Below are 23,651 nucleotides of genomic sequence, written 5' to 3' on the forward strand. Positions count from 1 at the left end.
AGGTATATTTTGCGCACCCTTATCGTTCTTGTGAACGAGGAGCGAATGAAAACGCCAATGGATTACTGCGGCAGTACGTCAAAAAAGGGGTTGATTTGAGGCTAGTGAGTGATGAATTAATCGAATTTGCTCAGAATAGAATTAACTATCGACCCAAAAAGTGTTTGAAGTTTAAGCAGCCTGCCGTGGTGTTTCACCAGTTAGCTGCTTAATTGTCGAGTGTCGCACTTCGGGGTTGAATTCGGGTTTAGTGCTAAAGATAGTCAAGGTCATGAACTGCAATGGAAGCGCACCGCGAGCGGTGAATGGCAAGTGGCGCTCACGCAGCCAACCCGTGTTACCGTCAGTTATCAATTGTATGCTAATGAATTAGGCCAAAGGGTGCGCCATATTGACGCGAGCCATGCCTATTTAGATGCTAGCGGTGTGTTCATGTACAGTCCGCAATTTCGCTCTGAACCAATATCCGTAGAATTAAAAGTACCTAAAAATTGGCAAAGTTACTCTGGGATGTCATCGGGTAAAGCCGCTCATTCCTTTATTGCCCCTAATTATGATGTGTTGATCGACTCCCCGATTGAAACTGGTGTGAGTACCCATAAACAATTTAGTGCTAATGGTAAAAACTATGAATTGGTGTTTTGGGGGGAAGGTAACTATGACACGGATAAAATAGTAAAAGATCTTAAAGCCTTAAGCGGTCAAGCCAAGGTGATTTGGGATGATTATCCTTTTGATCGTTATGTTTATATGGTACATGCAACGAGTGGTGCCAGTGGTGCGACTGAACATTTAAACTCTACTGTCATTCAGCTGCCGCGCTTTAGTTTCCGTGAACGCAAGGACTACCTGCGCTTTATTAGCACGGCATCCCATGAGTTTATCCATACCTGGAACGTGAAGGCTTATCGTCCCGAGGGATTAGTTCCCTACGATTATCAACATGAAAACATGACGGAATTACTGTGGATGGCTGAAGGTTCTACCAGTTATTTTCAAGATCAGTTGCTGTTGCGGGCTGGAGTCATAACAGTTAAAGAGTTCCTCGAAGATTTAGCCAAGCGCGTCGAGAAAAACCAACTCAATCCAGGTCGTGAAACTCAATCTGTGGCAGAGGCGAGTGCAGGGGAGTGGAGCAGCATCGGTGGCGATTATGCTATTAACCACAGTGTAAATATTTACTCAGAGGGTTACTTAACCTCTTTAGCCTTAGATTTTTCATTATTGCAAGACTCCGAACTTAAGTATTCATATCGCGATGTGCACCGTCGTTTATATCAAGAACATCGCGTACCAAAAGGCTATGGTGTTAGTGATGTTCAGTATATTCTTAAAGACTTATCCGGCAAAGATTATGCACCTTGGTGGCAAGCCAATGTGAATCGTCCCATGAGTTTAGATTTCCCAGAGTTATTATCACAGGCAGGGTTAAATCTGTCCTATGGTAAAGATTCAAAAGCTGAGGCATTTGCGGGAATGACCTTGAGGAGTACCCATGGCTCTTTAGTGTTAGACCAAGTGTTGCGTAATGGTCCTGCTTGGCAAGCGGGCATAGTTGCGGGGGATGAAGTATTAGCGATTAATGGTCTCAAGGTGACTGCTGCGGGTTTCTATAAGCGCATCAAAGACTTTAAGGTTGGCGATAGTGTAGAGGTGGTATTATTTAGCAACGATAAAATCAAGCACGTACAGCTCATCCTTGGCGAGCAGCAAAGCGGTAAGCTAGTGCTCAAGGGGGATGCAAAAGCGACTAAACAGCAAAAAGCTTTCTTCAAGACTTGGTTAGGCATTGATTGGCCGTTTGACAATAAAGGCGAGTTAGCGATTAAAGCTTAATGTGGTTAGGGCTTCATCTTTAGCATTTAAATGCCTTTGTCTTAAAGCCACCTAAAGTGAAATCGTCATAAAAAAGGCGCAACCATTATTTTGATGGGGGCGCCTTTTCTTATCTTGTACGGCTCAGTCTAACAAGCGAGTCGTAGCTCTCGTCTGCTTAACGAGTTTTGCTTAAACTTGTGCGTCTTCGAGTCCACCAAGGGCGGCCACGAGTGCATGCATCAAGGCGACTAACTCGCTGCCCATTAGGGCAAAGTCTGCATCTAAACGGGCCATAGGATCGTCAGTGCCGACTTCATCGTTCCCTGCTCTAAACTCTTCAGAGAATTTAAGGCGCTTCACGCTGGCATCTGATTGCAATAATAGTGCAATCGATTGGCCGAAATGCAGCGCTAACTTGTGTACTTGCTTACCTGTTGCTAAGTGAGCTAACACTTCGTCTTCTTTCAAATCCTGCTGCTTAAAGCGCACAATTCCGCCTTCATCAGCTTCAGATTTTAGCTCGGCTTCGTCTTGCATTTCAAAGGGTAATGGCGCGCTGCCAAGTTTTAACCATTCAGTTAAATTGGATTCGACTGGCGCTTTAAAGCTCAGTGGGATCACAGGTAAACTGCCGAGAGCTTTACGTAATAACGCTAATAATTCTTCGGCCTTAGTGGCACTTGAACTATCAACGAGGATCATTTCTAGCTCAGGCAAAATCAAGGCGTGGGTTTGGCTTCGGCGCGAGAAAGCGCGTGGCAGCAGGCTAGTGATGATTTCATCTTTTAGCGCATCTTTTTCTTTTTTCGCCAGTTTACGATTTTCTTCATCTTCAATGAGAGCCACTTTTTCTTCTAAGGCTTCTTTGATGACTTGGCCTGGCAGAATTTTCTCTTCTTTAGTCACGCAGATCAGATGGCGATTGTCAGCGCTATGGACCAAAGAACTGCCTTTTTTGCCTAACGCATTTGAGAAACCAAATTTACTGACATCTTGGCTTGAGCAGGGGGAAAAAGTGAAATCGGCCAACGCAGTTTCTAGCGCTTCGGTTTCGACGGCAAAAGGTTTATTGAAACGATAAAGAGTAAGATTTTTAAACCACATAAGAGGCGCCCATTGAAAATTAAAGTGGCAGTTTACGGCATAGTTTGGGCGGGGTAAACCTGTGTTCAATAGCTGATTTTTAACTGAGGATCAGAATTCATTAAACTGTAACATAATAATTAGCTTAGCTGCAGCCCGCATTTTTACTGGGTTTTATGCCTGGCTTCGCGTCAGCTTTTTTGCACGCCAACGTTAATGGTCACAATTGAAATAAAATTGAAACACATTCATTGCAAACTTTCGGTCGTTCCAAACCAATAACCAAGACGAACATAACGTCGAAAGGATTAAATGATGAACGTTTTTTGTAAAACTCTACTTGCTTCTGCGCTAGCTTCTGCAACTCTGGCTTCAGCTAATGCCGCTGAGCCACTGACTGTTTATGGTAAGTTGAATGTCACTGCTCAATCAAATGATGAGAAAGGTGATGCTACAACAACTATTCAAAGTAATGCTTCTCGTTTTGGTGTGAAGGGTGATTTTGCGCTGTCTAGCTCGCTGGAAGCTTTCTACACAGTGGAATATCAAGTTGATACAGGTGCAGCATCAAGCGATAACTTTACTGCACGTAACCAATTTGTTGGTTTGAAAGGCGCATTTGGTTCGTTCTCTGTGGGTCGTAATGATACCTTGTTGAAAATTTCTCAAGGTGATGTTGATCAGTTTAACGACCTTTCAGGTGACTTAGGTAAGCTGTTCAAGGGTGAAGTTCGCGCTGCTCAAACGGCGACTTACCTTACGCCTTCCTTTGGTGATTTTGTATTTGGTGTTACCTATGTTGCCGAAGGAAATGATGTAAAAGGTCAATTTGCTCAAGATGGCTTTAGCTTAGCGGCCATGTATGGTGATGCGAAACTGAAGAAAACACCCGTTTATGCATCTCTTGCTTATGACTCAGATGTGTCTGGATATGAGATTGTTCGTGCCAGCTTACAAGCTAAGTTTGCCGGTATTAAACTGGGTGGTATGTACCAGCAACAAGAGCAAACTTATAAATTTGATTCTGCAACGTCGATGCCAGTTGAAGTCACTGCAGAAAGTGCTAACGGCTATCTATTAAGCGCTGCCTATGATATAGATGCTGTTACTTTAAAAGCTCAGTTCCAAGATATGGAAGAACTTGGTGATTCATGGTCGGTAGGTGCAGACTACAGCTTAGGTAAGCCAACTAAACTATTCGCTTTCTACACGAACCGTTCGTTAGAAGCGTCTACAGATGATGACAAATACATTGGTGTTGGCTTAGAACACAAATTCTAAATCTAGCATTAAAACTCAATTAAGGAGGCATATAGCCTCCTTTTTTATTGCTATAAACAAACAGTTATATAAACTTATTATGACAAATATTACTACTATATGGCTCAAGCGGCGTGCTTATTCATAAATCTGTAATAAAAATGACTAATAATAGCCGTGTTGACATTCACTGACAGAAAATCACTTATGACTGCAAGGATATTGATAGTAGAAGACGAGTTGGCCATCCGCGAGATGCTGACTTTTGTAATGGAACAGCATGGGTTTACCACCTCTGCGGCGGAAGATTTTGATTCGGCCATTGCGCTGCTAAAGGAGCCTTACCCCGATCTGATTTTATTGGATTGGATGTTTCCTGGCGGAAGTGGTATTCAATTGGCGAAACGCTTAAAGCAAGATGAGTTTACGCGCCAAATTCCGATCATTATGTTAACCGCCCGCGGTGAAGAGGAAGATAAAGTCAAAGGCCTCGAAGTTGGCGCCGATGATTACATCACTAAACCTTTTTCCCCTAAAGAGCTGGTCGCACGTATTAAAGCCGTATTGCGTCGCAGTGCACCGACTCGTTTAGAAGAAACCATTGATGTACAGGGCTTAATGCTCGATCCTGTGAGTCACAGGGTGAGTGTGGGTGAAACTGTATTAGATATGGGCCCAACCGAATTTCGTTTATTACACTTTTTCATGACCCATCCTGAGCGTGTTTACAGCCGTGAACAGCTGCTCGATAATGTGTGGGGCACCAATGTGTATGTTGAAGACAGAACCGTTGACGTGCATATCAGACGCCTTCGTAAAGCCGTTGAAGAGTCTGGTCATGACCGCTTGATCCAAACGGTTCGTGGCGCTGGTTATCGTTTCTCTACACGCATTTAGTGCTGAATAACTGTTAGGCACAAGTTAGCTTTTACGCTATCTTGTGCTCCTCTTATTTAGCCTGATGTTTGGGTTTATTTATGTCTGACTCTTATTCAGGGTATCGGTTGTTTACGCGCTTAGCCTTATATCTACTGTTTTGCGCGCTAATAGGTTTATTGGTTGGGAAACTTCTCTGGATACTCTTTATCGGCACGCTAGGATTAGTTTGCTGGCATTACCGACAATTATCACGGCTTAACTTTTGGTTATGGCGGGATAGGAAACTCACGCCGCCGCAGGGCAGTGGGAGCTGGGAAGGTGTATTTAACGGTATTTATCGCCTTCAAGGGAAGAATCGTCGACGTGTCGGTCAACTGGCCACACTGCTGGCACGATTTCGTCAAGGTGCTGAGGCGTTACCCGATGCCGCTGTCGTGCTTGATTCAGAGCATAATATTTTATGGTGCAACAAGTTAGCGCAACTCATTCTCGGTTTTGTGTGGCCACAGGATAATGGTCAACGAATCGATAATTTAATCCGTCATCCTGATTTTTCTGCTTACATTAAATCCGCACAATACAAAGAGCCGCTGGAGTTACCTTCGCCGGTATCGGATAGGCGTTTGCTTGAAATCCGTATCATGGCTTACGGTGACAGGCAGTTACTGTTAATTGCGCGGGATATCACTCGTATACGTCAGCTTGAGGGAATGCGAAAAGAGTTTGTCGCCAATGTGTCGCATGAATTAAAAACGCCGCTCACTGTGCTACAGGGTTACCTCGAAATGATGCAAAGCATGGCTGAGCCTGATTCGATGAACGTCAAGCCGTTAGCATTGATGCAGCAGCAGACACGACGAATGCAATCTATGGTCGAACAGCTATTGATGTTATCGCGAATTGAAGATGCGGCGGATATTAACCTCGAAAACACTGTGAATATGACGCAGTTGATGGAGGTGCTCAAGGAGGAAGCTAAGGCGCTGGCACAAGATAAGTATGAATTGAGTTTCTATTGTGAGCCTGGACTTGATTCTCACGGCAATGAATTGCAGCTGAGAAGTGCCTGTTCTAACTTGATTTCTAATGCGATTCGTTACACAGAACCTGGCGGGAAAATTACAGTGCAGTGGTGCAGTGTGGCTACGGGTGCCATCTTTAGCGTAACGGATACGGGTGAAGGTATTGCGGCTCAGCATATTGGTCGATTAACGGAACGCTTTTATCGGGTAGACAGTGCGCGCTCAAGGCAAACCGGTGGTAGTGGTTTAGGTTTAGCGATAGTAAAACATGCGCTTAACCACCATCACAGTAAGCTTAAAATCAGCAGTGAAGTCGGTAAAGGCAGTACTTTTAGCTTTATTATCCCTTTGCATCTTATCGAACGTAAGAAATAGTATGTGTGAGTGAAATATTTACAATAAATAATAAAAACAGGCCATTAGGGCCTGTTTTTATTTCTAGATTTATTGAGTCTTTAATAAATGACAGAAAAAAGCGATAAATAGTGCATTGTCATTTAAGTGTCATATCACGGACATAGAATTGTCATTGTAGCGATTGATACTGGCTGCGTCTGAAGAAACTTAAGTTACAAATTAGTTAGCTTACTACTGGAGCACATAATGAAACTGAAAAAGCTTGTCGGCGCGATTACTCTAACAGCCGCTGGTGTATTCTCTGCCACTGCGATGGCATCGATTGATCCATCTCTGCCTACTTATGAAAAAGCGAGCGGTGTATCTGGCAACTTATCATCTGTAGGGTCAGATACCTTAGCCAACATGATGACACTTTGGGCAGAAGAATTTAAACAAATGTACCCTAACGTCAACATTCAGATCCAAGCGGCGGGTTCTTCTACTGCGCCACCAGCGTTGACTGAAGGCACTTCACAGTTCGGTCCTATGAGCCGTAAGATGAAGCCTAATGAAGTTGAAGCGTTCGAAAAGCATTTTGGTTATAAGCCAACTGCGATTCGTGTAGCTATCGATGCTTTAGCCGTATTCGTACACAAAGATAACCCAATCAAAGGCTTAAACGTTGAGCAAGTTGATGGTATTTTTTCTTCTACTCACAAATGCGGTAGCAGTGACATCCAACGTTGGGGCGATTTAGGCTTAGACGGTAACTGGTCTGCCAAAGACGTTCAACTTTACGGTCGTAACTCAGTATCGGGCACTTACGGTTACTTTAAAGAGCACGCGCTTTGTAAAGGTGACTTTAAAGCTAACGTAAACGAGCAACCTGGTTCAGCTTCTGTTGTGCAATCTGTTTCTCAATCTCTGAATGCGATTGGCTACTCAGGTATCGGTTACAAAACTGCAGGTGTTAAAGCTGTTGCCATCGCTAAGAAAGGTAATGAGTTTATCGAAGCTACAGCTGAAAACGCTGCTAATGGTACTTACCCACTATCACGTTACTTATACGTTTACGTGAACAAGCAACCAAACAAAGACTTAGCACCAATGGAAAAAGAATTCCTGCGTTATGTGTTGTCTAAGCAAGGTCAGCAAGTGGTAGAAAAAGACGGTTATGTACCTGTGCCTAATAGCGTAGTTGCTAAAGATTTAGAGCAAGTAGGTATTAGCTTGTAAGCCAAACGGCTTGTTAATCAAGGACCTCTCAGGAGGTCCTTTTTGTTTTTGTGGTTTTAAATGTGTGATGATGTCGAATTTAGAACAAATTAAAGACATAAAAAAAGCAACCTAAGTAGGTTGCTGTAAATTCCAATTCGGAATCTTGGGACGGTCGCGCTAGAAACCATCTAAAGGAGAATGATGATGAACGAAGAAACTCATTACAAAGATTCGGTTCATAATATCTGACTCAGCATCATCAAATTAGTTCAGGGAAAGTGCGAAATATTTTAAATAATTTTGTATTTTGTTTTTATAAAAAGAGGCTGACTCGATTTTTGCCAAGTTTGCACGTCTCAATTTTAGCTGCTTCTACTGTGACTACCGATAAATCCAGCAAGCTAGAGATAGCTTATTGCAAACTCGGTACCTACACCCAAAGATGAACTGTTACAAAAAACTTGTTCCTAAGGAGCTCTAGAGCTCAGTTACGATTTGCCTCTGAGTAAATTTGCAGTCGATAATACCTCCCAATGATTAGTGATAAGTTATCAAGCCCGTTATCACAGCAAGGTAACTCATAACTCACTATTTAGAACATACCGCTCAAAACTTGAATATCGAGGCGACAGTGTTGCAACCAACTAAGAGTATGTTAGCTGATGTAGCCCCTTGGGATTTAACCCGAGATTACCATTCTTTTGCGAATACCGAACAAGTGCAAGTGACCCATGTCTCTTTGGATGTCATGGTGGATTTTGACGCGCAGCGTCTTTTCGCTAAAGCGACGCTGTCCTTGGATTTTCTTGAGTGTGATGTAACAGAGCTTTGGCTTGATAGTCGAGATCTAACCATACTCGCTGTGACTTGTTTTAATGCTACAGAGGGGGTGAGTGCATTAACAGAAATGGATGAAGAACCGCTCGACTTTGTGCTTAATGAAGCTGACCCCATACTCGGGCAAAAATTGTGTATCACTTTACCTGCATTTCTTTGCAAGCAGGTTTGTATTCACTATCAAACCTCTCCGTCCGCCCAAGGATTACAGTGGCTAGCGCCTGAGCAAACCGCGGGTAAACAGTTACCTTACCTCTTTAGTCAATCGCAACCGATCAATGCCCGTAGTTGGATCCCATTACAAGATACGCCTAAGGCGCGGATAACTTTTGATGCTAAGGTGCAAGTGCCCAAAGGCATGCGCGCCGTTATGAGCGCGATGAATCATCCCGATACGCCACTTAATGGTGTGTTTCACTTTGAGATGGAACAGCCTATTCCGACCCATTTAATGGCCTTGGCTGTGGGTGATATTGCCTTTCAAGCTATAGGTCCAAGATGCGGCGTGTATACCGAGCCGAGCACGTTAGTGGCCGCCGCAAAAGAGTTTGAAGATACTGAACACATGCTCGACGTTGCCGAGTCATTGTTAGGTCCTTACGTATGGGGCCGCTATGACATGATTATCTTGCCGCCGAGTTTCCCATTCGGTGGAATGGAAAATCCGCGTTTAGCCTTTTTAACGCCCACACTCATTGCTGGTGATAAAAGCTTAGTGTCAACCGTTGCCCATGAGTTAGCGCATTCTTGGACGGGCAATTTGGTCAGTAATGCGACTTGGCGTGATCTCTGGTTAAACGAAGGTTTCACGACTTATTTTACTAACCGTATTGTCGAGGCTGTCTACGGCAAAGAACAGGCAGAATTAGAATGGGTAATAGAGTTTGGTCGCTTAAAAGAAGAAATAGCGTCTTTGCCTAAGGATAAGCAAACTTTACCCGCTAATGTGCAGCATGACGATCCTAATCTTGCTTTTAATCGTTTTACTTATGATAAGGCTTCGATGTTTGTCCATGATTTAGAGCGCAGGCTAGGGCGAGTAGAATTTGATAAATTTTTACTCACTTATGTGAATCATTTTGCGTTTAAAGCCATTACCACCGAAGTGTTTGTCGAGTACGTAAAACAAACTTTACTGCAATTACACGCAGATAAAATCACTGAAGCTGAACTATTAACGTGGATTTATGGTGAAGGCTTACCTGAGGGCTATTGCGGACCAACCTCCATGAGTTTAGATAAAGTTGATGATGCGCTGGCGTGTTTTTTACAGGGAACAGCAGCGGGCCGATTAAGCGTTAAAGATTGGCGAGTGCACCATTGGCAATATTTTCTGACCCAATTACCTGAAGTCGTTAGTCAAGTTCAATTGATGGATCTGGATGAAACCTTCCAATTAACCCAATCGACTAATGCAGAAATTGCCTGTGATTGGTTTCGAGTCGCTATTCGTAATCATTATGATCCTGTGTTGCCGGCATTAAGTGCCTATTTAGTGCGTATTGGACGCGGTAAATTTGTGCGGCCACTCTATGCTGAGTTACAAATTGCGGGATATCACTCTGAATTAAAAGACATCTATACAAAGGCTCGTGCAGGCTATCATCCTTCGATTCAAGTTCAATTGGACAAATCACTCAGCTTATAGAAATTTAGGTAAAAAAATGGCAACCTATGGGTTGCCACAAAGAAATCAGTGTGGGATACAAATAGAATTCAATGCGCTAGCGTGTTTTCTATTGTGTCCCAAAAGGGAGATGATGATGAACGACCAACTAATTCGACTCAATGCGATAAAACAGAAACTGTGTCATTTGAGTGCATGAAACTGCGACTTCACATATTTCATTCTCAAGGTGCATTTAATCTTATCCGTTAATCCTTACCTATACTCAGAGTCGCCATTTTTAATTAAGTTCACTGATATCAGAAAAAAATCCCAAAAAGTTTAAAAAAGATTTTCTGGGACATTTTTCTGGGGAATACTGAGTACTCACACTTAATTGTTACATTTGTTTTACATTAAAATCATGGGGATAAAAAATTAAACGCGTGCCAGATTTATTAATCTATAAGCTAGCGTTAGCGCTTGTTGAAATTTGAGTAAAAAAAATGGCAACCTAAGGTTGCCACAAGGAAATCAGTGCGGGATACAAATAGAATTCAGTGCGCTAGCGTGTTTTCTATTGTGCCCCAAAAGGGAGATGATGAACGACCAACCAATTCGACTCAATGCGATAAAACAGAAACTGTGTCATTTGAGTGCATGAAACTGCGACTTCACATATTTCATTCTCAAGGTGCATTTAATCTTATCCGTTAATCCTTACCCATACTCAGAGTCGCCATTTTTAATTAAGTTCACCGATATCAGAAAAAAGACAAAAAAGTTTTTGAGAGATATTGCGTGCCCATACTTAGTTGTTACATTTATTTTACATCTAAAATGACGGGATAAAAAAAGGCAACCTAATGGTTGCCTAATGACCTATTCCTAGGTCAAGGGGACTGCGCTAGAAGCCCCAGGGAGATGATGAACATGAAAAAGACATTCACTGTTCAATACATTTGAGGGGTCTTGTACGGTTAAAGTTCCATAAAAAAATTAAAATAAATCTAAATTTTTATAAACTGCAAGATTTCAAATAGATAGTGATTAAATTATTTTAGCAAAGCAGCAATTTTACTTTCTAATGCTTCGGGTTTTGTCGTTGATGCAAATCTTTCGATTGCTTCGCCTTGGCGATTAACTAAAAATTTAGTGAAATTCCATTTAATACCTTGAGTGCCTAATACGCCGGGAGCGGCTTTCTTAAGGTATTGATAAAGTGGATGGGTATGTTCGCCATTCACTTCTATTTTAGAAAATAGCGGAAACGTCACGCCAAAATTCAATTCACAAAAGGCTTGAATGCCTTGTTCATCGGCTTTTTCTTGGGCGCCAAATTGATTGCAAGGAAAGCCCAAAATCACTAATCCTTTATCTTTGTATTCTTGATATAGCGTTTCTAATCCTTTGTATTGCGGTGTAAATCCACATTCACTGGCGGTGTTGACGATTAAGAGTACTTTGCCTCGATATTGCTCTAAACTTACCGCGTTGCCTTGAATGTCTGTTGCTGATTGGCTGTATATATTCGTAGTCATGTTCACCTCCGTAGGATCTTAGCCAAACAGCATAAACCTTAAAATAATTTTCAGCAATATAATTGCGCGCAATTTATTTTGTGGGTTTGCTAATTTACTTAATTATCAATATAGTTACAGCAATTTTGTGGCTAAAGAAAAGGGCATCTGTGTGATAGAAAATGACGCAGAATACGAAACAAACATGCAAGCTGATGTGGGGCAAGTAGTTCAACAACTCACTGAAGTTGAAGGCGAAGAACAGGCTGAAGTGTTTAGTGAAATTCTGAATGACTCAGAACCTGGAACTATAGCCTTAGCGCTTGAGTCCTTGCCCTTGGATGAGCGTTATGAGCGTTGGCAGCAAGTTGAATTTGCTGACAGAGTGACTGTGTTGAGCCTAATGCGTGCCGATCCACGTATGGGGATCCTGAAGCGGATGCCTGACAATGAAGTGGATCTGTTATTTGCGCAATTAAGTCCTGAAGATTTAATTGAGTGGAGTGATTATCTTCCTGAAAGTTTTACCGATCGTGCCTTGGATCAGATGGGGGAGCGTCAGCGACAACGATTCGAACTTTATGATCAATATTCTGAGAATGAAATCGGTCGTTATACCGATCATCAAATGTTGGTGCTCAGTGATAAGGCGACAGTTGCTCAAGCGCAGCGCTTCTTTCGCCGTATAGAGCTCGATTGTAACGACAATTTGTTTATCGTTGATGATCTGGATAAGTATCAAGGTACTGTTCGTCGTTATGATATTTTTAAACATAATCCCGATGAGTTATTGATTTCACTTTTGTCTGAGGACTGCCGTGCGTTATCCGCCGATACGAGTCTTTTGGAAGCGGCCGAAGCGATAGAGCACAGCCGCGAAATTGAATTGCCTGTGATTGATGAGTCCGGAGAGTTAATCGGTCGTGTGACGCTAAGAACCGCAACGGCATTAGTGCGTGAGCATTATGAGGCGCAGTTGATGGCAACAGCGGGTATGGATGAATCCGACGACTTGTTCGCCCCGATTATGAAAGGTGCTCAGCGCCGTGCTGTATGGCTTGGGATCAATTTACTGACGGCTTTCCTTGCCTCAGCGACCATTGGTTTATTTGAAAATGTCCTATCGCAAGTGGTTGCATTAGCTGTGTTGATGCCGATTGTTGCTTCTATGGGCGGCATCGCGGGGAGCCAATCTCTAACGCTAATGATCCGCGGCATGGCCATGGGACAGATTTCGGCGGGTAACTTGTTTTCGCTAATGAAAAACGAACTCGGCATTGGCATAGTTAACGGATTTTTGTGGGCGATAGTGATAGGTTTAGTTTCTGGCTGGTGGTTCGGTGAAGCGACGATAGGTATAGTGATTGGCTGTGCGATATTGATTAATATGGCCGTTGCCGCCATAGCTGGGGTGATAGTGCCTATGGTGTTGCAGAAGTTTAATCAAGATGCGGCGTTATCGGGTTCAGTGATCTTAACGACTGTGACCGATGTGGTGGGTTTCTTTACTTTCTTAGGTATGGCGACGTTGTTATATCTGTAGCGTGGGTTCTTGGGTGAGTTTGGAAGATGAATGCACGGCAATTTGGTGTGCATTCACCGTATGTTGGGAACATTAACGGTTTAATCTGGATATGAATAACATTCAGTTTGTTATAGGTAAAAAGCCGGAAGAATTAGCGCTGGCGGCACAATTAATTGATGGGCGTGATGATAATGCTCATCCGTTGGATCATCAGGTCTTTTTCCATTCCCGTGCGGTGATCTTAGCGAAAACTATCGAGGGTGAGATTGTCGGTTGCGCCGCGATAAAAGCTGGTAAAGGCACTGTCGGTGAACTGGGTTATCTGGTGGTGTCGCCCCATTATCGACGTCAAGGCATAGCACAAGGGTTAACTCATAAACGGATTGAGGTGGCAAAGGCCCTAGGAATGTCGATTTTGTATGCGACTATTCGCGCCGAGAACACGTCGAGTCAAGCTAATTTATTGAAGGCAGGTTTTCAGTTTTGGCGTAATTATTTGAGTATCCGTGGCACGGGAAATACTGTGGGTTGGTATTACTTAGCTTTAAGCGTTAATGTTGATGCTGAAGCGATAATGCAGTCTTTAGTTGGCGATCGTACTCCAGCGTTCTAATTGTGTTGTAAGTGAAAAGACTTAGATCTTAATGTGTTTTTATCTTGTTTTACATTTGTATATTCCTCGCAAATAATCCCTCTTTATACGCAAATAGGCTGATTTTCTTTATTTATTCGGTATGATCCGCGGCTATTACCCACAGTCATTATTGAGGTGTTTTTTTATGGCTAAGTTCAGAGTAGCAAGTGTCTTATTATTGAGTGCAGCAGCGCTGCAAGTGAATGCGTCAGAAATTAATCTTGGGTTGAACAACGATGTGGTTTCAACTGAGTTAGAACTGCAATTGAACAAAGATACTAACGCGGTTTTGGGTTATATCTATGCGGATGAAGGCGGCCATATCGCTCAAGGTGCAATGCATATGACCCATGATGCGGGTGTGCATCACTTTGAGGTCGGTGCTCAGTTAAGCCAGCTTTGGTCTGACTATTCACCCAATGGCAGTGCTGTTTCTGTTGGTGGTCGTTATGCACTATCAATGGGACCCAATATTTCACTGCACGCTGCGGCTTACTATGCACCGTCTGTATTGTCATTTGGCAATGTTGATGGTCATTATGAATTAGACTCAAAAGTGCAATACCGTATAACGCCAAACATGGCACTTTATGTTGGTTACCGCAAGATTGCCTTCGAATACGATGATGCCCGCAATTTTACTTTCGAAGATGGTGTGTATATTGGCGGTAAATTCCGTTTCTAAGCACAAGGCATATTGATTTAGCTGTATTGCGATCGAGATGTCGAATTAAAGAGCCGGCGAGGTTAACTTCGCCGGCTTTTCCATTTCGCCTTTAGCTCACTGTAGCTTGGTAATATGGATGAGAAAATGACCAATCCAATCCCGATTAAAATCACTAGGCTGAGTTCTTCATCGAGTATCCACCAGCCTAACAAGGCTGCAAAAATCAATCCTGTATATTCTACTGGTGCCATTTGGCTCGCATCGGCACGTCGATAGGCATGGATGATGAGATAGGTCATGGCAATGTAAAATAGTCCCAAAGTCAGTCCCACTTGCGCCACTGGTAAACTAAATTCGGCGCCTTCGTATAAGGTCGCAGGTATCAGAAATATCATCGCAAAGGCATTAGACCAAAAGAGCATGGAAAAAGGATGTTCATGGGTCGAATAGGCCTTTAAAATCAAACTATTCAATGCTGATGTCATGGCACCGAAAAAGGCTAAACCTATATACAGGTTAAATTCTGTTGGTTGGCTGATAAGCAAAATGCCGCTAAAGCCGATAAGACCAGCGACCGTGCGTCGATAACCAATACGTTCATTTAAAAAAATGGCCGATAGTACTAGCAGTAACAAGGGTGAGGTATAAATCACTGCTGTTACTGTTGCGAGCGGAAGATGCAGAATAGCAAGCATAAAAATGGCGTTGCCCAGTCCAATCAATAGCGCGCGGGCGATATGCACTTTGTAAAAAGGACTGAGTTTAAGATTACCCTGTAAGTGCCACACAAAAGGCAGTACAAGCAGAGTGGCAAATAATTGCCTGTAGAGCACCAGTTGAAAAACAGGCACATTGGTTTCAAGCAACTTAACCAATAGGTTACCGCTGGCAATCAGTAGTTGTGCGGCTAAAATCATCAATAGAGGCTGCATAGGATCCCAGCAAAAATAAGTCAGTATTAAGGTGTATCTTGAATTTCATGCCGCAGTTTGGACTTTGAGACTAAAATAGCATCATAAGGCATGGTATATCCGACTAATTTAGCTTAACTGATTGTAAAAAACTAAATGTAGCCATAAAGTTAACCTACAAATCCAACTATCGACTAAGATTGACAGCATTAGCATTTTCTTCATAGCTGTAAAAATGATCTATGGCCCTTTAACTAAATAAGCCGATGAACAAACTTAAACAAACTCTATTTGGGTGTTTTTTACTTTTCTTGTGGACATTAAGTCCCTCTGTATTAAGCGCTGAAATTGCGTTGGACTCCCCGTATTTGTTCCATGCTAAAGCGGATCAACAGCCTCCTGAGCGGTTTGAAACCGTGCCTCATTGGATGGGACAACTCGACGAAGCTAGTTCGGTCAGCTTAACCGGTGGCGATTATTGGATGATTACACCTGTGATGGTCAATCAACGTCAATCAAACTGGGTAGTGGATGCAAGTAATTCGATTATTGAATCCGTAGATTATTGGATACTCGGCAGTGACGGCAGCGTACAACATGCCCACAGTGGCTACAGTGCTCCATACCAGTTTTTATTCGATTATGGCCGTAAGGTCACCTTGAATATGGGCACGGATTATTGGCTGGTTGTGAAGCTGAGCAGCCGTTATTACTCCTCTCCCCCTGAGATAGCATTGCAAAGTGTGGCGGATCATCAGTTGATGTCTGACCGTCTCGCAATGGCAGTGCTGCTGTGTTTAGGCGGATTATTGTTTATCGCCTTATATAATATTTTGATTTATATCTCTATTCTTGATAAAGCCTTTCTCTACTATGGCCTTTACGTATTTGCTTATTTTGGTGGCTGGGCACTGACTTTCCATTTGCCAGCACACTTATTTAATTTTCATTACCTTGAGTTGCATCATCTGTTTTTCATCAGTTTGCCCATTTTTAATATCATGTTTTACAAGCACTTCCTGCAGTTGCCTAGTTACTCTCCGCGGCTGTGGCGTCTTAGTCAGTATTTAATGTTTGCCTGTATTGTGGCTCTGCCGACCAGTATTTGGTTGTTATCCTATACGGCAATTATTGCCTCTGTACTGATCATGCTATGGATTGCTTTAGCGATTACCTGCGGTAATGTGTGCTTGATGAAAGGCTTTGCTCCTGCGCGTTATTTTATTCTTGCCTTTACTTGCTTGCTGTTGCCTGCGGTGATTATTTTACCCGGAAATATGGGGCTCACTCCTGATTTCATTGAACATGCAGAGCTTGCGACTCTGATGGGCGGTACGGCTGATGCGTTATTACTGTCCTTAGCGTTAGCGAATAAGCTGAAATTACTTGCTGAGGAACGTAAGGCGCATATTGAAGAGTTAGCGATTGCATGGGAAAAGGCTCGTTTAGATGGATTAACGCGAGTCGGTAATCGTTATGCCTTTGACGAATATATGAACTCACAATTAGGATTTGCCGATAAAGTCGTGCAACCGATGGCGTTAGCACTATTGAATATCGATAGTCTGAAAAGTGTCAATGAAACACTCGGCCATCAAGAAGGCGATAGATTATTGCTGTTGATAGTGCAGTTATTGCAAGCAACAGACTTAGCGCACATGAAGGTTTATCGTATTAGTGGTGACGAGTTTGTGATTGTGACGCCTTCTGCTGGTATCCAGTTATTACAGAGTGCTTTGAGTGGCTTAGGTGAAGAATTAGCAAGCCATGGTTTTAAAGATTGCCAGTGTAGTTTTGGGATGTCGTTAAACACTGAGGTCGCAGATCCCCATGAGTGGTTGCGTTCTGCTGACACTCACTTATATCAATCGCGTATGGATAAGCGTCGTCAAGAGTATGCAGATACTCGCGGTGTCGATGTGAGGCTACATTTAAGCTAGCTATTGAAAAAGTTAAAATAATCGTTTTAGTAGAACATTAGAAAACATAAACGGCGTAGAATTTATCTGCGCCGTTTATGTTTTTATCTTAGATTTATTAGCTTCATTTTGCTTGGACTCAGCAGTGTCCAAGTTTGCGACTTAGCTAGATTTAAGGACGAGCTTAGAAGTCTTTTTCGCCCTTAATCACCGCAGGATGACCCGATATCGCTTTTGAAGTGTGCATTCCCGCCATCGTCGCCGCTTCGACGCAGCCCGCATTAAGGCCTGTCTGTTCGTGGTCACACAGAATGAGAATCTCAGGCAGCCGTAATTGAACTTATTCAATCACTTGGTGCTTTAACAAAATAACAACATTGCCATTCAAGTTGAGATTTTTGAACATTTTTGCCACCTAAATTGAGATTCATTTTTCACCTTAAAATCAATAACTTGGTGGTAATACTATGCTTTATTCGCCGCCAATCTATTCATTTTCCACAAATCAAATATCAAGTCAACGCATATCGGATTGCTTCAAGGTTTCTACTTACATATGTTGTAGGTGTGGTAAGTGAGCCGCCGACAATACAGGCGTATATTTAAAAATCTAAACGAATTGAAATTTGCGCGGATAAAACGCCATTATTTAAATCGTATCTGAGTGCGGAGGTCTGCTACATATATTTGGAACGGATATTGGGTGCAGGACGATATTGCTTTAATGAGTTAAGCGATGGGGATAATAAGTGGGATTTATATGAATGGCTTTCAGCTTAAAACCCACATCATTACCGATGATGAATGTGGGTTTTAACCTTAGTGTCGATGCTTTAGGATAAATCGTAAGCACCTCATATATATAGTTTTTAACAGGTAGCATTGCTTTGTTATATGAGTGATAACTGCATCGGTTTTTGTTGCTGGCGTATTTGTAGTACATCTTCAAATTGGCAAAGTGCCAGACTGCCGGCACGCGCGACGCGAGGAGGGCGAAGTTTACCCATTTTTCTAAGTGCGTGAAGTAGCTCCATGGGTAAGCCTGTTAATGATACTGCTTTCTCTAGGGAGATAGCGTCATATTGCCGCTTGCTAAAGACGTCTTTTGCAAAGCGTATAAAAGACGCCGGTTCACACCAGATAGCACGTCGTAAATTGTGACCTTCGCCATATCCTAACTGCAGGCGGCCTTCTTTGAATCCTATGAGAATGTCATACATTTCAACATCATTATGCACCATGACCTCCGTAAGTGTTGATAAGCACACCATGCCAGGTTGGATGTCGTTACCGACTAACAACTGGAAAATAGGTGCGACATCAATTTGGCTATTATGGTGAAGTCTGCTTTTACGTGCATGTTTCACTAAATTAACGTGTTGAAGCAGCTGCAATTCTTCAGGCCTCAGCTCAAGTAGCCGAGATGCTTTTCCAAATGGAAGCCATTGTTCTGTCACCGAAAGAGCAATGCCATCTACGGGGGTAGCTGGGATAACAATATCTAACGTAGCGGCAGGCCACGTGCAGGAAAGTGTTTCAAGGAACTGCACAATAGCCACACTGCGGATATTGTGAGGTAGTAAAGATGAGGTTGTCTGAAGTGTCTTTTGTACCCACTCTCGAAAAAATGCATTATCCGTTAATAACCGATACCCCTTTTCGAGCATGTTTTCATAAAATGGCAGTGAAGCATAGGCGTTCGGTTTGAGCGCCATGATGTGCTCTTTTTCCAATACCAGTGCGGCATAGAGGCAATCTGACACTTGAGCCTCGCTCAATGAACGCACATTTTCTGAGGAGGGTTTCAGTTGTACCCCGCATCGAGGGGAAGTACAGTGCCCTTTTATAAGTGGAATATCCCAAGCAAGGCTTTCGTAACACGTGGGGCATTGACTCGTCAGTGCAGATTGGTGTTTGGAGCAGGCATGACAAAACGGATTTTGCACTTCCGTTAACAGGTAGCCATCTTCATTCAAGCACTGAATACACACTTTAGGGTTGAGTTGAATGTTGCGGTTAAACATCGGATTGATAATTGTAGAAAACACATCACCTTGGCTTATTGGTATGCCAAATTTAGCATTTAGAGCCGGTGTAATTTGAAGCTTAATAATGTTATTTTGCTCAGCTGACGACACCATACTCCCAATCCTTGCGTAACCATTAGCGCGCGCTAAACGAAGAAGGTAACCGATGCTAACTTCATCAGGTTTTCTCTGTGGCGAAAAGGCTAAAGACACGTTTTCAACTCCCGCTTTAATTTCTGGTATTCATGTGTGACCGCAGCGTCTATTGCCCTATAGCTATATTCAGACTCATCAAAGGGATTATTGACGTTTTGGCTGTAAATATAAAAGTTCGCTTTTAAACGCATCATCAGTGTGTGGCGGTCTTTGATATGACTCATATCTTCACGCATGAATAAGCCATCAAGGGTACTGAAGCTGCGCTCCATATAGGCAACGTAAAGTCTATCTAATAGCTCTTTATCCTCGATACCAATTTGAGGAGCGCTGATTTGCTGTAGAAAGCTGTTGATACAATCAACCCATTCTTGCGTTCTCGGTAAGATACGATGCAGTTTTACTGACCTCAGCATTCTGCGACTGAGTTGCTCGTTGTCGTCGACGGTTTTATCCACTTCGCCGAAGGTCAGGAGTCGCATGGCCCGCTCACTACCGATAAAGACAATTGAACAAGTGAGCGTGTCGAGTAGGGCGCAGAAGTATTTCAACATGTCTAATGCAATTTTCCCTTGTTTAGCAGGAAAAACCTGTTGAATTTCATCAAGAATAATGAGCTCGACACCACGTGCTTTAATCAGAAATCGAAATTGCTTATCTAACTCACCCGCGGCAACTTTACCTATGGGGGGCTGCACGCCTAATTCCGTTATCAACAGTCGCAAAATATCATCAACTTTGCTTTTCGCTTCTTGAAAACGGTAAGTGAATATCGGCAGACGAATGTGGTCGACTTCTTTCACCGGAGGATACTGAGCGGCATAGCATTCAGCGATGTAGGTTTTTCCTTCGCCCGATTTGCCATAAATGAGCACGCCTTTTTTATTATTGGGAAGGTGACACATTTGATGAACTCGCCCAATTTGTTCATGCGCGTGTTTAACCAATGTATGTTTAACAATAAAGGTGTCTACAGGTGTAGGTATGCTGACTACCATAAGGCTTTAGTGTCCCTTTGCGTGTTATCAATAATTTGTTCTGGTTCATTCAGTTGGCTTGCGCGTTGTTTGTCAGCCAATTCAGTCTTGTCTAATGAGTTTTGCCACTTAATATCTTTTAACGAATCAGTCGCATTGGCATTCTGAATGCGCTGCTCGATTGACAGCTCTTTTGCATTATTGTCTTCAAACGAACTTGTCGGTTTGCCACTTCGTTTACTGCGTACCGTTTTGGCGGGAATGAAACGGTCAATCGTGACGGCATATTGACCGGTAACCTGATGTTTTTCAGTTTGGAAAATGTGTTGTCCTTTCTGCACTTTGCCATTTAACTGTGCAAAGGAAACGGGCCAACGCGAGTTGATTTCTTCATCATAGTTATAAGCAACGATTGACCTGGCCTCTGTCTCGTTCGGGAGCGCAACGCTGACAGTGACACTGCTTGCATCATAGGGGTTGTAAAACACCTGAACGGTGGGGTTGACGTTTTTGTGACCATAGGTCATGAGTAACGTATGCACTTTTTTCAGTTCAACACTGGTGAAGCGGTGTTTCAATACACGGACAAAACCTCTTGAATCGAGTTGCTGCTCATGCGCCTGCGTCGCGACATGGAAGTGGTGCTTAATAGAATCGTAATCATAATAAGATTGCACCACCCTAGATTGCTGCCAACAGAATATCGGTGAGCAATTTAACCCTGAATGGGTCTTGTGAGCGTATTCTGTCAGCATGGTATTGATTATCTTTGTGAACGTACTGGCAGTAATATGCGTATTCTTAAGTGGATTTATTTTTGTTCTAGTGCCTTTTTTCGGATAGGTATTTAAACCAACAGTGCGGTTGCCGGCTGAATCCGTCACCACCATCGACTCAAATTTTTGCCTAAACACTCTAAAGTGCGACTCAACAAAGGGTTTCGCTGACGGTGTATTCGAAGGGGTATAAACGATATTGCTCCCCAGCTGTTCACATAGACTCTTAATTAACTTGTTGTTAAATGCAGGGCCATTATCCATGATGAACGTATCTGTCTTACCGCAAAAGGGGAGATTGTCGTCACGCAAATACGTATTTTGGATCAACTGTAAAACAACCTCCGTCGCTTCTCCTTTGCCATAATCAAAAACCATACTTAGCGGTGCACGCGTATAACAATCAAGTGCATAATAGATGACCACAGGCTCAGTTAACTCCCCCGTGACATCGTCAATAACACGGATATTTGTGTGCAAACAATCGAGTTCAACACGTTGCAATGGGTAATGCAGTTTTATCCGTTTAATCAGGTTAAGTGAGAGCTGCTGACGTTCAGCGTGGGGAGTTTTTGGATCGTCTAATTTGTCACAAATCGACTGTCTCGCTTCAATTCTGCGCGAAAACGTTCGTTTGCTTGCAACGATAATATTGGGATTTGTTTCACGTGCTTTCAGCGCATCTTGTTTGTAACAAGCATAATGACCCGTAGCCACTTTATGGCGACTATCTTGGTAAGTCGTGCTTAAATACGTGTCGATTAACGCGTTAGACTCCTCACCGATACGGGGGGTATGTGAGCGTGATTTACAGATTAAACTGTCATCATTGAAACGTGAGCTTATCCAAGTCTTCCAGTAACGGTTAATCGTTGTTTTCTTGGGATGCTCAGCCCCTCTGAGTGCAGGGTAATTCTCCTCAACAACTTCAATCATTTTCTGATAGGTAGTGGACGTCGTCGGCTTTAGGGTTTCGTCGTTCTGCAGCAGGTCGCGCAGCGTATGAATATAAACAATCCGCGAATCCCGAGTCGCTTGCTGTACTGGGGACAAAATGAGACGCGTTTTTTCGACCGGTTTGGGGAAAAGGGTTTTTTCATGCAGTTTTGTGCTAAATACATCTAGCGCTAAGAACTCTCGCGTTTTTTCATCATCATCCACTTCGAGCAAAATCGACACGTCATCAGCAAACAAGACCGTCATGATGTCGCCGTTGCTATTGTGGAATTGATGGTCACGCGCCTGAGCAAACATCACGATAGCATCACCTTATTCAGGGTTGTGCTTGCCAGTAGCAACTGTGATTTGTCGAATTGGTAAAAACCGGCTCCGACTAAATGATACGCATCACCCACGGATGTTTGGCTTCTAGGCTTGAGCCAATCGACTAACGCCTCAAATGTCAACAATTCAGGTAGGTCTGCATGGTTGAGTGAACATGATAACCGTGCAGAACGCCGATTAGCGATTAATTGGAGGTTGGTATAAATCATGGGCGTTAACTGACGCTCATCAACGAGGACGATAGGGACATTAGCCGTCTTAAGTGAGTATTCATTGAATAGCGCTAATCGCGACTGGAAGTCTTTCGTGATATGACTTGAATGATGGACTTCAATAAATGCCGCAGTACCATTAGCATATTTAATAAGAAAATCAGGTGTATATCGAATGGTCTTATTGGTAATACTGTCATGGAGATGCAGGCTTTCAGGCTGCGCAGCATAGGCAACTATATTCGGTTCACACTCCATCTGCGCCGCAATACACAATTCAAGGAATGATTCGACCTTCAGCGGGGCTTGATTCTTCTGCGAAAAATATTGATATACATGCCTGCCGCGTGATTTATTCGCTTTATACTTGTTACTCACGTTACACCTCTTTCTACATTTCAGAGTGCTAACCGTTAATTTGCAGCGGAAAAATTAATCTCTGCTAAAATTAAAGGTTACCCCTATGGATAAGGCAAACGTCTTTCCCGACATGGGGAAAGCGCTCACGTGTGTTTGTTAACACGCGAGCAGCATATTCAATTTTCGAAAATCCACAAAAACTTGTGAATTTTCGCGCAAGGCACAATTCATTTTAAAAAAACATGCAGGCGTTCATCACACTTCGATGCCCCCAATCGCTATTGATACCTCGCTGTTTTATTTCAATTCTTTTAGCTTGAAAACGTATTTTAAAAACGCATTACATTCAAAAAATGCATTCACAATGATTTTTAAAAATCATTGTTTTTAAAGCATTATTTTTTAAAACATGCTCTGCATAAGCGCATTTGCGCTGTAAATCTATCTTTACAAAATGACGGTGTGAACATCGCTAACTTAAGGATAAGCCGATTAATCCACATTAAAATTTGTTACTACATAACAATGATATAAACGACGAATGAACCTTAAATTTGTCAGCAAAAAATATTTTTGAGGAAATGGAGATTTTTTTTTGCAAACCGTGAAAAAAGGCAAGTT

At 42.7% G+C, this 23,651-nt stretch carries 16 protein-coding genes and 2 pseudogenes; 11 read left to right on the plus strand and 7 right to left on the minus strand.

Annotated elements, in window-relative coordinates; genetic code table 11:
* Both L5M10_RS15135 and L5M10_RS15140 read left to right on the plus strand, forming a co-directional pair.
* Positions 1 to 212 (plus strand): annotated as a pseudogene (locus L5M10_RS15135) (IS30 family transposase); the annotation flags it as partial.
* 34 nt (positions 213 to 246) lie between these two features.
* Positions 247 to 1,836, plus strand: a pseudogene (locus tag L5M10_RS15140) (M61 family metallopeptidase); the annotation flags it as partial.
* A 171-nt stretch (positions 1,837 to 2,007) separates the two neighbouring features.
* On the opposite strand, the gene rdgC reads toward L5M10_RS15140, so the two are convergent.
* Complete coding sequence (gene rdgC, locus L5M10_RS15145; protein WP_113941038.1) at positions 2,008 to 2,922, minus strand: recombination-associated protein RdgC; 915 nt, start codon at positions 2,920 to 2,922, stop codon at positions 2,008 to 2,010.
* Between the two features lie 291 nt (positions 2,923 to 3,213).
* Between rdgC and L5M10_RS15150 the strand changes: the two genes are divergently transcribed.
* The 5 genes from L5M10_RS15150 to L5M10_RS15170 all read left to right on the plus strand — a co-directional run bounded on the left by L5M10_RS15150 (position 3,214) and on the right by L5M10_RS15170 (position 10,104).
* Complete coding sequence (locus tag L5M10_RS15150) at positions 3,214 to 4,182, plus strand: porin (protein ID WP_263255501.1); 969 nt, start codon at positions 3,214 to 3,216, stop codon at positions 4,180 to 4,182.
* Positions 4,183 to 4,368: 186 nt separating this feature from the next.
* Positions 4,369 to 5,058, plus strand: coding sequence for a phosphate regulon transcriptional regulator PhoB (phoB, locus tag L5M10_RS15155; RefSeq protein ID WP_006085167.1), 690 nt, complete (start codon positions 4,369 to 4,371; stop codon positions 5,056 to 5,058).
* 80 nt (positions 5,059 to 5,138) lie between these two features.
* The gene (phoR, locus tag L5M10_RS15160) at positions 5,139 to 6,437 is read left to right on the plus strand and encodes a phosphate regulon sensor histidine kinase PhoR (protein ID WP_263255502.1); all 1,299 of its coding nucleotides are present in this window, start codon (positions 5,139 to 5,141) and stop codon (positions 6,435 to 6,437) included.
* Positions 6,438 to 6,665: 228 nt separating this feature from the next.
* The gene (locus tag L5M10_RS15165; RefSeq protein ID WP_263255504.1) at positions 6,666 to 7,637 is read left to right on the plus strand and encodes a PstS family phosphate ABC transporter substrate-binding protein; all 972 of its coding nucleotides are present in this window, start codon (positions 6,666 to 6,668) and stop codon (positions 7,635 to 7,637) included.
* A 613-nt stretch (positions 7,638 to 8,250) separates the two neighbouring features.
* A complete protein-coding gene (locus L5M10_RS15170; RefSeq protein WP_263160731.1) occupies positions 8,251 to 10,104 on the plus strand; it encodes a M1 family metallopeptidase in 1,854 nt (617 codons plus the stop codon).
* Between the two features lie 1,013 nt (positions 10,105 to 11,117).
* Here the strand turns inward: L5M10_RS15170 and L5M10_RS15175 are convergent.
* Complete coding sequence (locus L5M10_RS15175) at positions 11,118 to 11,603, minus strand: glutathione peroxidase (RefSeq protein ID WP_028760673.1); 486 nt, start codon at positions 11,601 to 11,603, stop codon at positions 11,118 to 11,120.
* 151 nt (positions 11,604 to 11,754) lie between these two features.
* On the opposite strand from L5M10_RS15175, the gene L5M10_RS15180 reads away from it, so the two are divergent.
* The 3 genes from L5M10_RS15180 to L5M10_RS15190 all read left to right on the plus strand — a co-directional run bounded on the left by L5M10_RS15180 (position 11,755) and on the right by L5M10_RS15190 (position 14,426).
* Positions 11,755 to 13,125, plus strand: a complete 1,371-nt coding sequence (locus tag L5M10_RS15180) for a magnesium transporter (RefSeq protein WP_263160729.1) — start codon at positions 11,755 to 11,757, stop codon at positions 13,123 to 13,125.
* Between the two features lie 91 nt (positions 13,126 to 13,216).
* Positions 13,217 to 13,720 carry a GNAT family N-acetyltransferase gene (locus L5M10_RS15185; RefSeq protein ID WP_263160728.1) on the plus strand — a complete coding sequence of 168 codons (504 nt, stop codon included), beginning with the start codon at positions 13,217 to 13,219 and terminating at the stop codon, positions 13,718 to 13,720.
* Between the two features lie 166 nt (positions 13,721 to 13,886).
* Positions 13,887 to 14,426: a YfaZ family protein gene (locus L5M10_RS15190; RefSeq protein WP_263160726.1), complete on the plus strand. Its 540-nt coding sequence runs from the start codon at positions 13,887 to 13,889 to the stop codon at positions 14,424 to 14,426.
* 62 nt (positions 14,427 to 14,488) lie between these two features.
* Here the strand turns inward: L5M10_RS15190 and L5M10_RS15195 are convergent, their stop codons facing one another.
* Positions 14,489 to 15,340, minus strand: a complete 852-nt coding sequence (locus L5M10_RS15195; protein ID WP_028760669.1) for a DMT family transporter — start codon at positions 15,338 to 15,340, stop codon at positions 14,489 to 14,491.
* A gap of 245 nt (positions 15,341 to 15,585) precedes the next feature.
* Here L5M10_RS15195 and L5M10_RS15200 point away from each other — a divergent pair, with 245 nt between their 5' ends.
* Positions 15,586 to 17,259, plus strand: coding sequence for a diguanylate cyclase (locus L5M10_RS15200; RefSeq protein ID WP_263184735.1), 1,674 nt, complete (start codon positions 15,586 to 15,588; stop codon positions 17,257 to 17,259).
* An 869-nt stretch (positions 17,260 to 18,128) separates the two neighbouring features.
* Here L5M10_RS15200 and L5M10_RS15205 read toward each other — a convergent pair.
* From L5M10_RS15205 to L5M10_RS15220, 4 genes are read right to left on the minus strand one after another with little or no spacing between them, the layout of a single operon-like run.
* Positions 18,129 to 19,478 carry a hypothetical protein gene (locus tag L5M10_RS15205; protein WP_263255505.1) on the minus strand — a complete coding sequence of 450 codons (1,350 nt, stop codon included), beginning with the start codon at positions 19,476 to 19,478 and terminating at the stop codon, positions 18,129 to 18,131.
* Complete coding sequence (locus tag L5M10_RS15210) at positions 19,469 to 20,419, minus strand: TniB family NTP-binding protein (RefSeq protein ID WP_126491949.1); 951 nt, start codon at positions 20,417 to 20,419, stop codon at positions 19,469 to 19,471. Before L5M10_RS15210 ends, L5M10_RS15205 begins: the two co-directional genes overlap by 10 nt.
* Entirely contained in the window at positions 20,413 to 22,428 is a 2,016-nt protein-coding gene (locus L5M10_RS15215; protein ID WP_263255530.1) for a transposase family protein, read from the minus strand. Before L5M10_RS15215 ends, L5M10_RS15210 begins: the two co-directional genes overlap by 7 nt.
* On the minus strand, positions 22,428 to 23,048 hold the full coding sequence (locus tag L5M10_RS15220) for a Tn7 transposase TnsA N-terminal domain-containing protein (RefSeq protein WP_261271641.1): 621 nt from the start codon (positions 23,046 to 23,048) through the stop codon (positions 22,428 to 22,430). The genes L5M10_RS15215 and L5M10_RS15220 overlap by 1 nt, the downstream gene beginning before the upstream one ends.
* Between the last annotated feature and the right edge of the window lie 603 nt (positions 23,049 to 23,651).

The sequence above is a fragment of the Shewanella sp. SM32 genome, from assembly GCF_025654235.1.
GTDB lineage: Bacteria > Pseudomonadota > Gammaproteobacteria > Enterobacterales > Shewanellaceae > Shewanella > Shewanella oncorhynchi.

Coding starts and splice junctions, on each gene's coding strand:
- rdgC (WP_113941038.1), bottom strand. CDS start 2,922: ATGTGGTTTAAAAATCTTACTCTTTATCGTTTCAATAAACCTTTTGCC.
- L5M10_RS15150 (WP_263255501.1), top strand. CDS start 3,214: ATGATGAACGTTTTTTGTAAAACTCTACTTGCTTCTGCGCTAGCTTCT.
- phoB (WP_006085167.1), top strand. CDS start 4,369: ATGACTGCAAGGATATTGATAGTAGAAGACGAGTTGGCCATCCGCGAG.
- phoR (WP_263255502.1), top strand. CDS start 5,139: ATGTCTGACTCTTATTCAGGGTATCGGTTGTTTACGCGCTTAGCCTTA.
- L5M10_RS15165 (WP_263255504.1), top strand. CDS start 6,666: ATGAAACTGAAAAAGCTTGTCGGCGCGATTACTCTAACAGCCGCTGGT.
- L5M10_RS15175 (WP_028760673.1), bottom strand. CDS start 11,603: ATGACTACGAATATATACAGCCAATCAGCAACAGACATTCAAGGCAAC.
- L5M10_RS15185 (WP_263160728.1), top strand. CDS start 13,217: ATGAATAACATTCAGTTTGTTATAGGTAAAAAGCCGGAAGAATTAGCG.
- L5M10_RS15190 (WP_263160726.1), top strand. CDS start 13,887: ATGGCTAAGTTCAGAGTAGCAAGTGTCTTATTATTGAGTGCAGCAGCG.
- L5M10_RS15195 (WP_028760669.1), bottom strand. CDS start 15,340: ATGCAGCCTCTATTGATGATTTTAGCCGCACAACTACTGATTGCCAGC.
- L5M10_RS15200 (WP_263184735.1), top strand. CDS start 15,586: ATGAACAAACTTAAACAAACTCTATTTGGGTGTTTTTTACTTTTCTTG.
- L5M10_RS15210 (WP_126491949.1), bottom strand. CDS start 20,419: ATGGTAGTCAGCATACCTACACCTGTAGACACCTTTATTGTTAAACAT.
- L5M10_RS15215 (WP_263255530.1), bottom strand. CDS start 22,428: ATGTTTGCTCAGGCGCGTGACCATCAATTCCACAATAGCAACGGCGAC.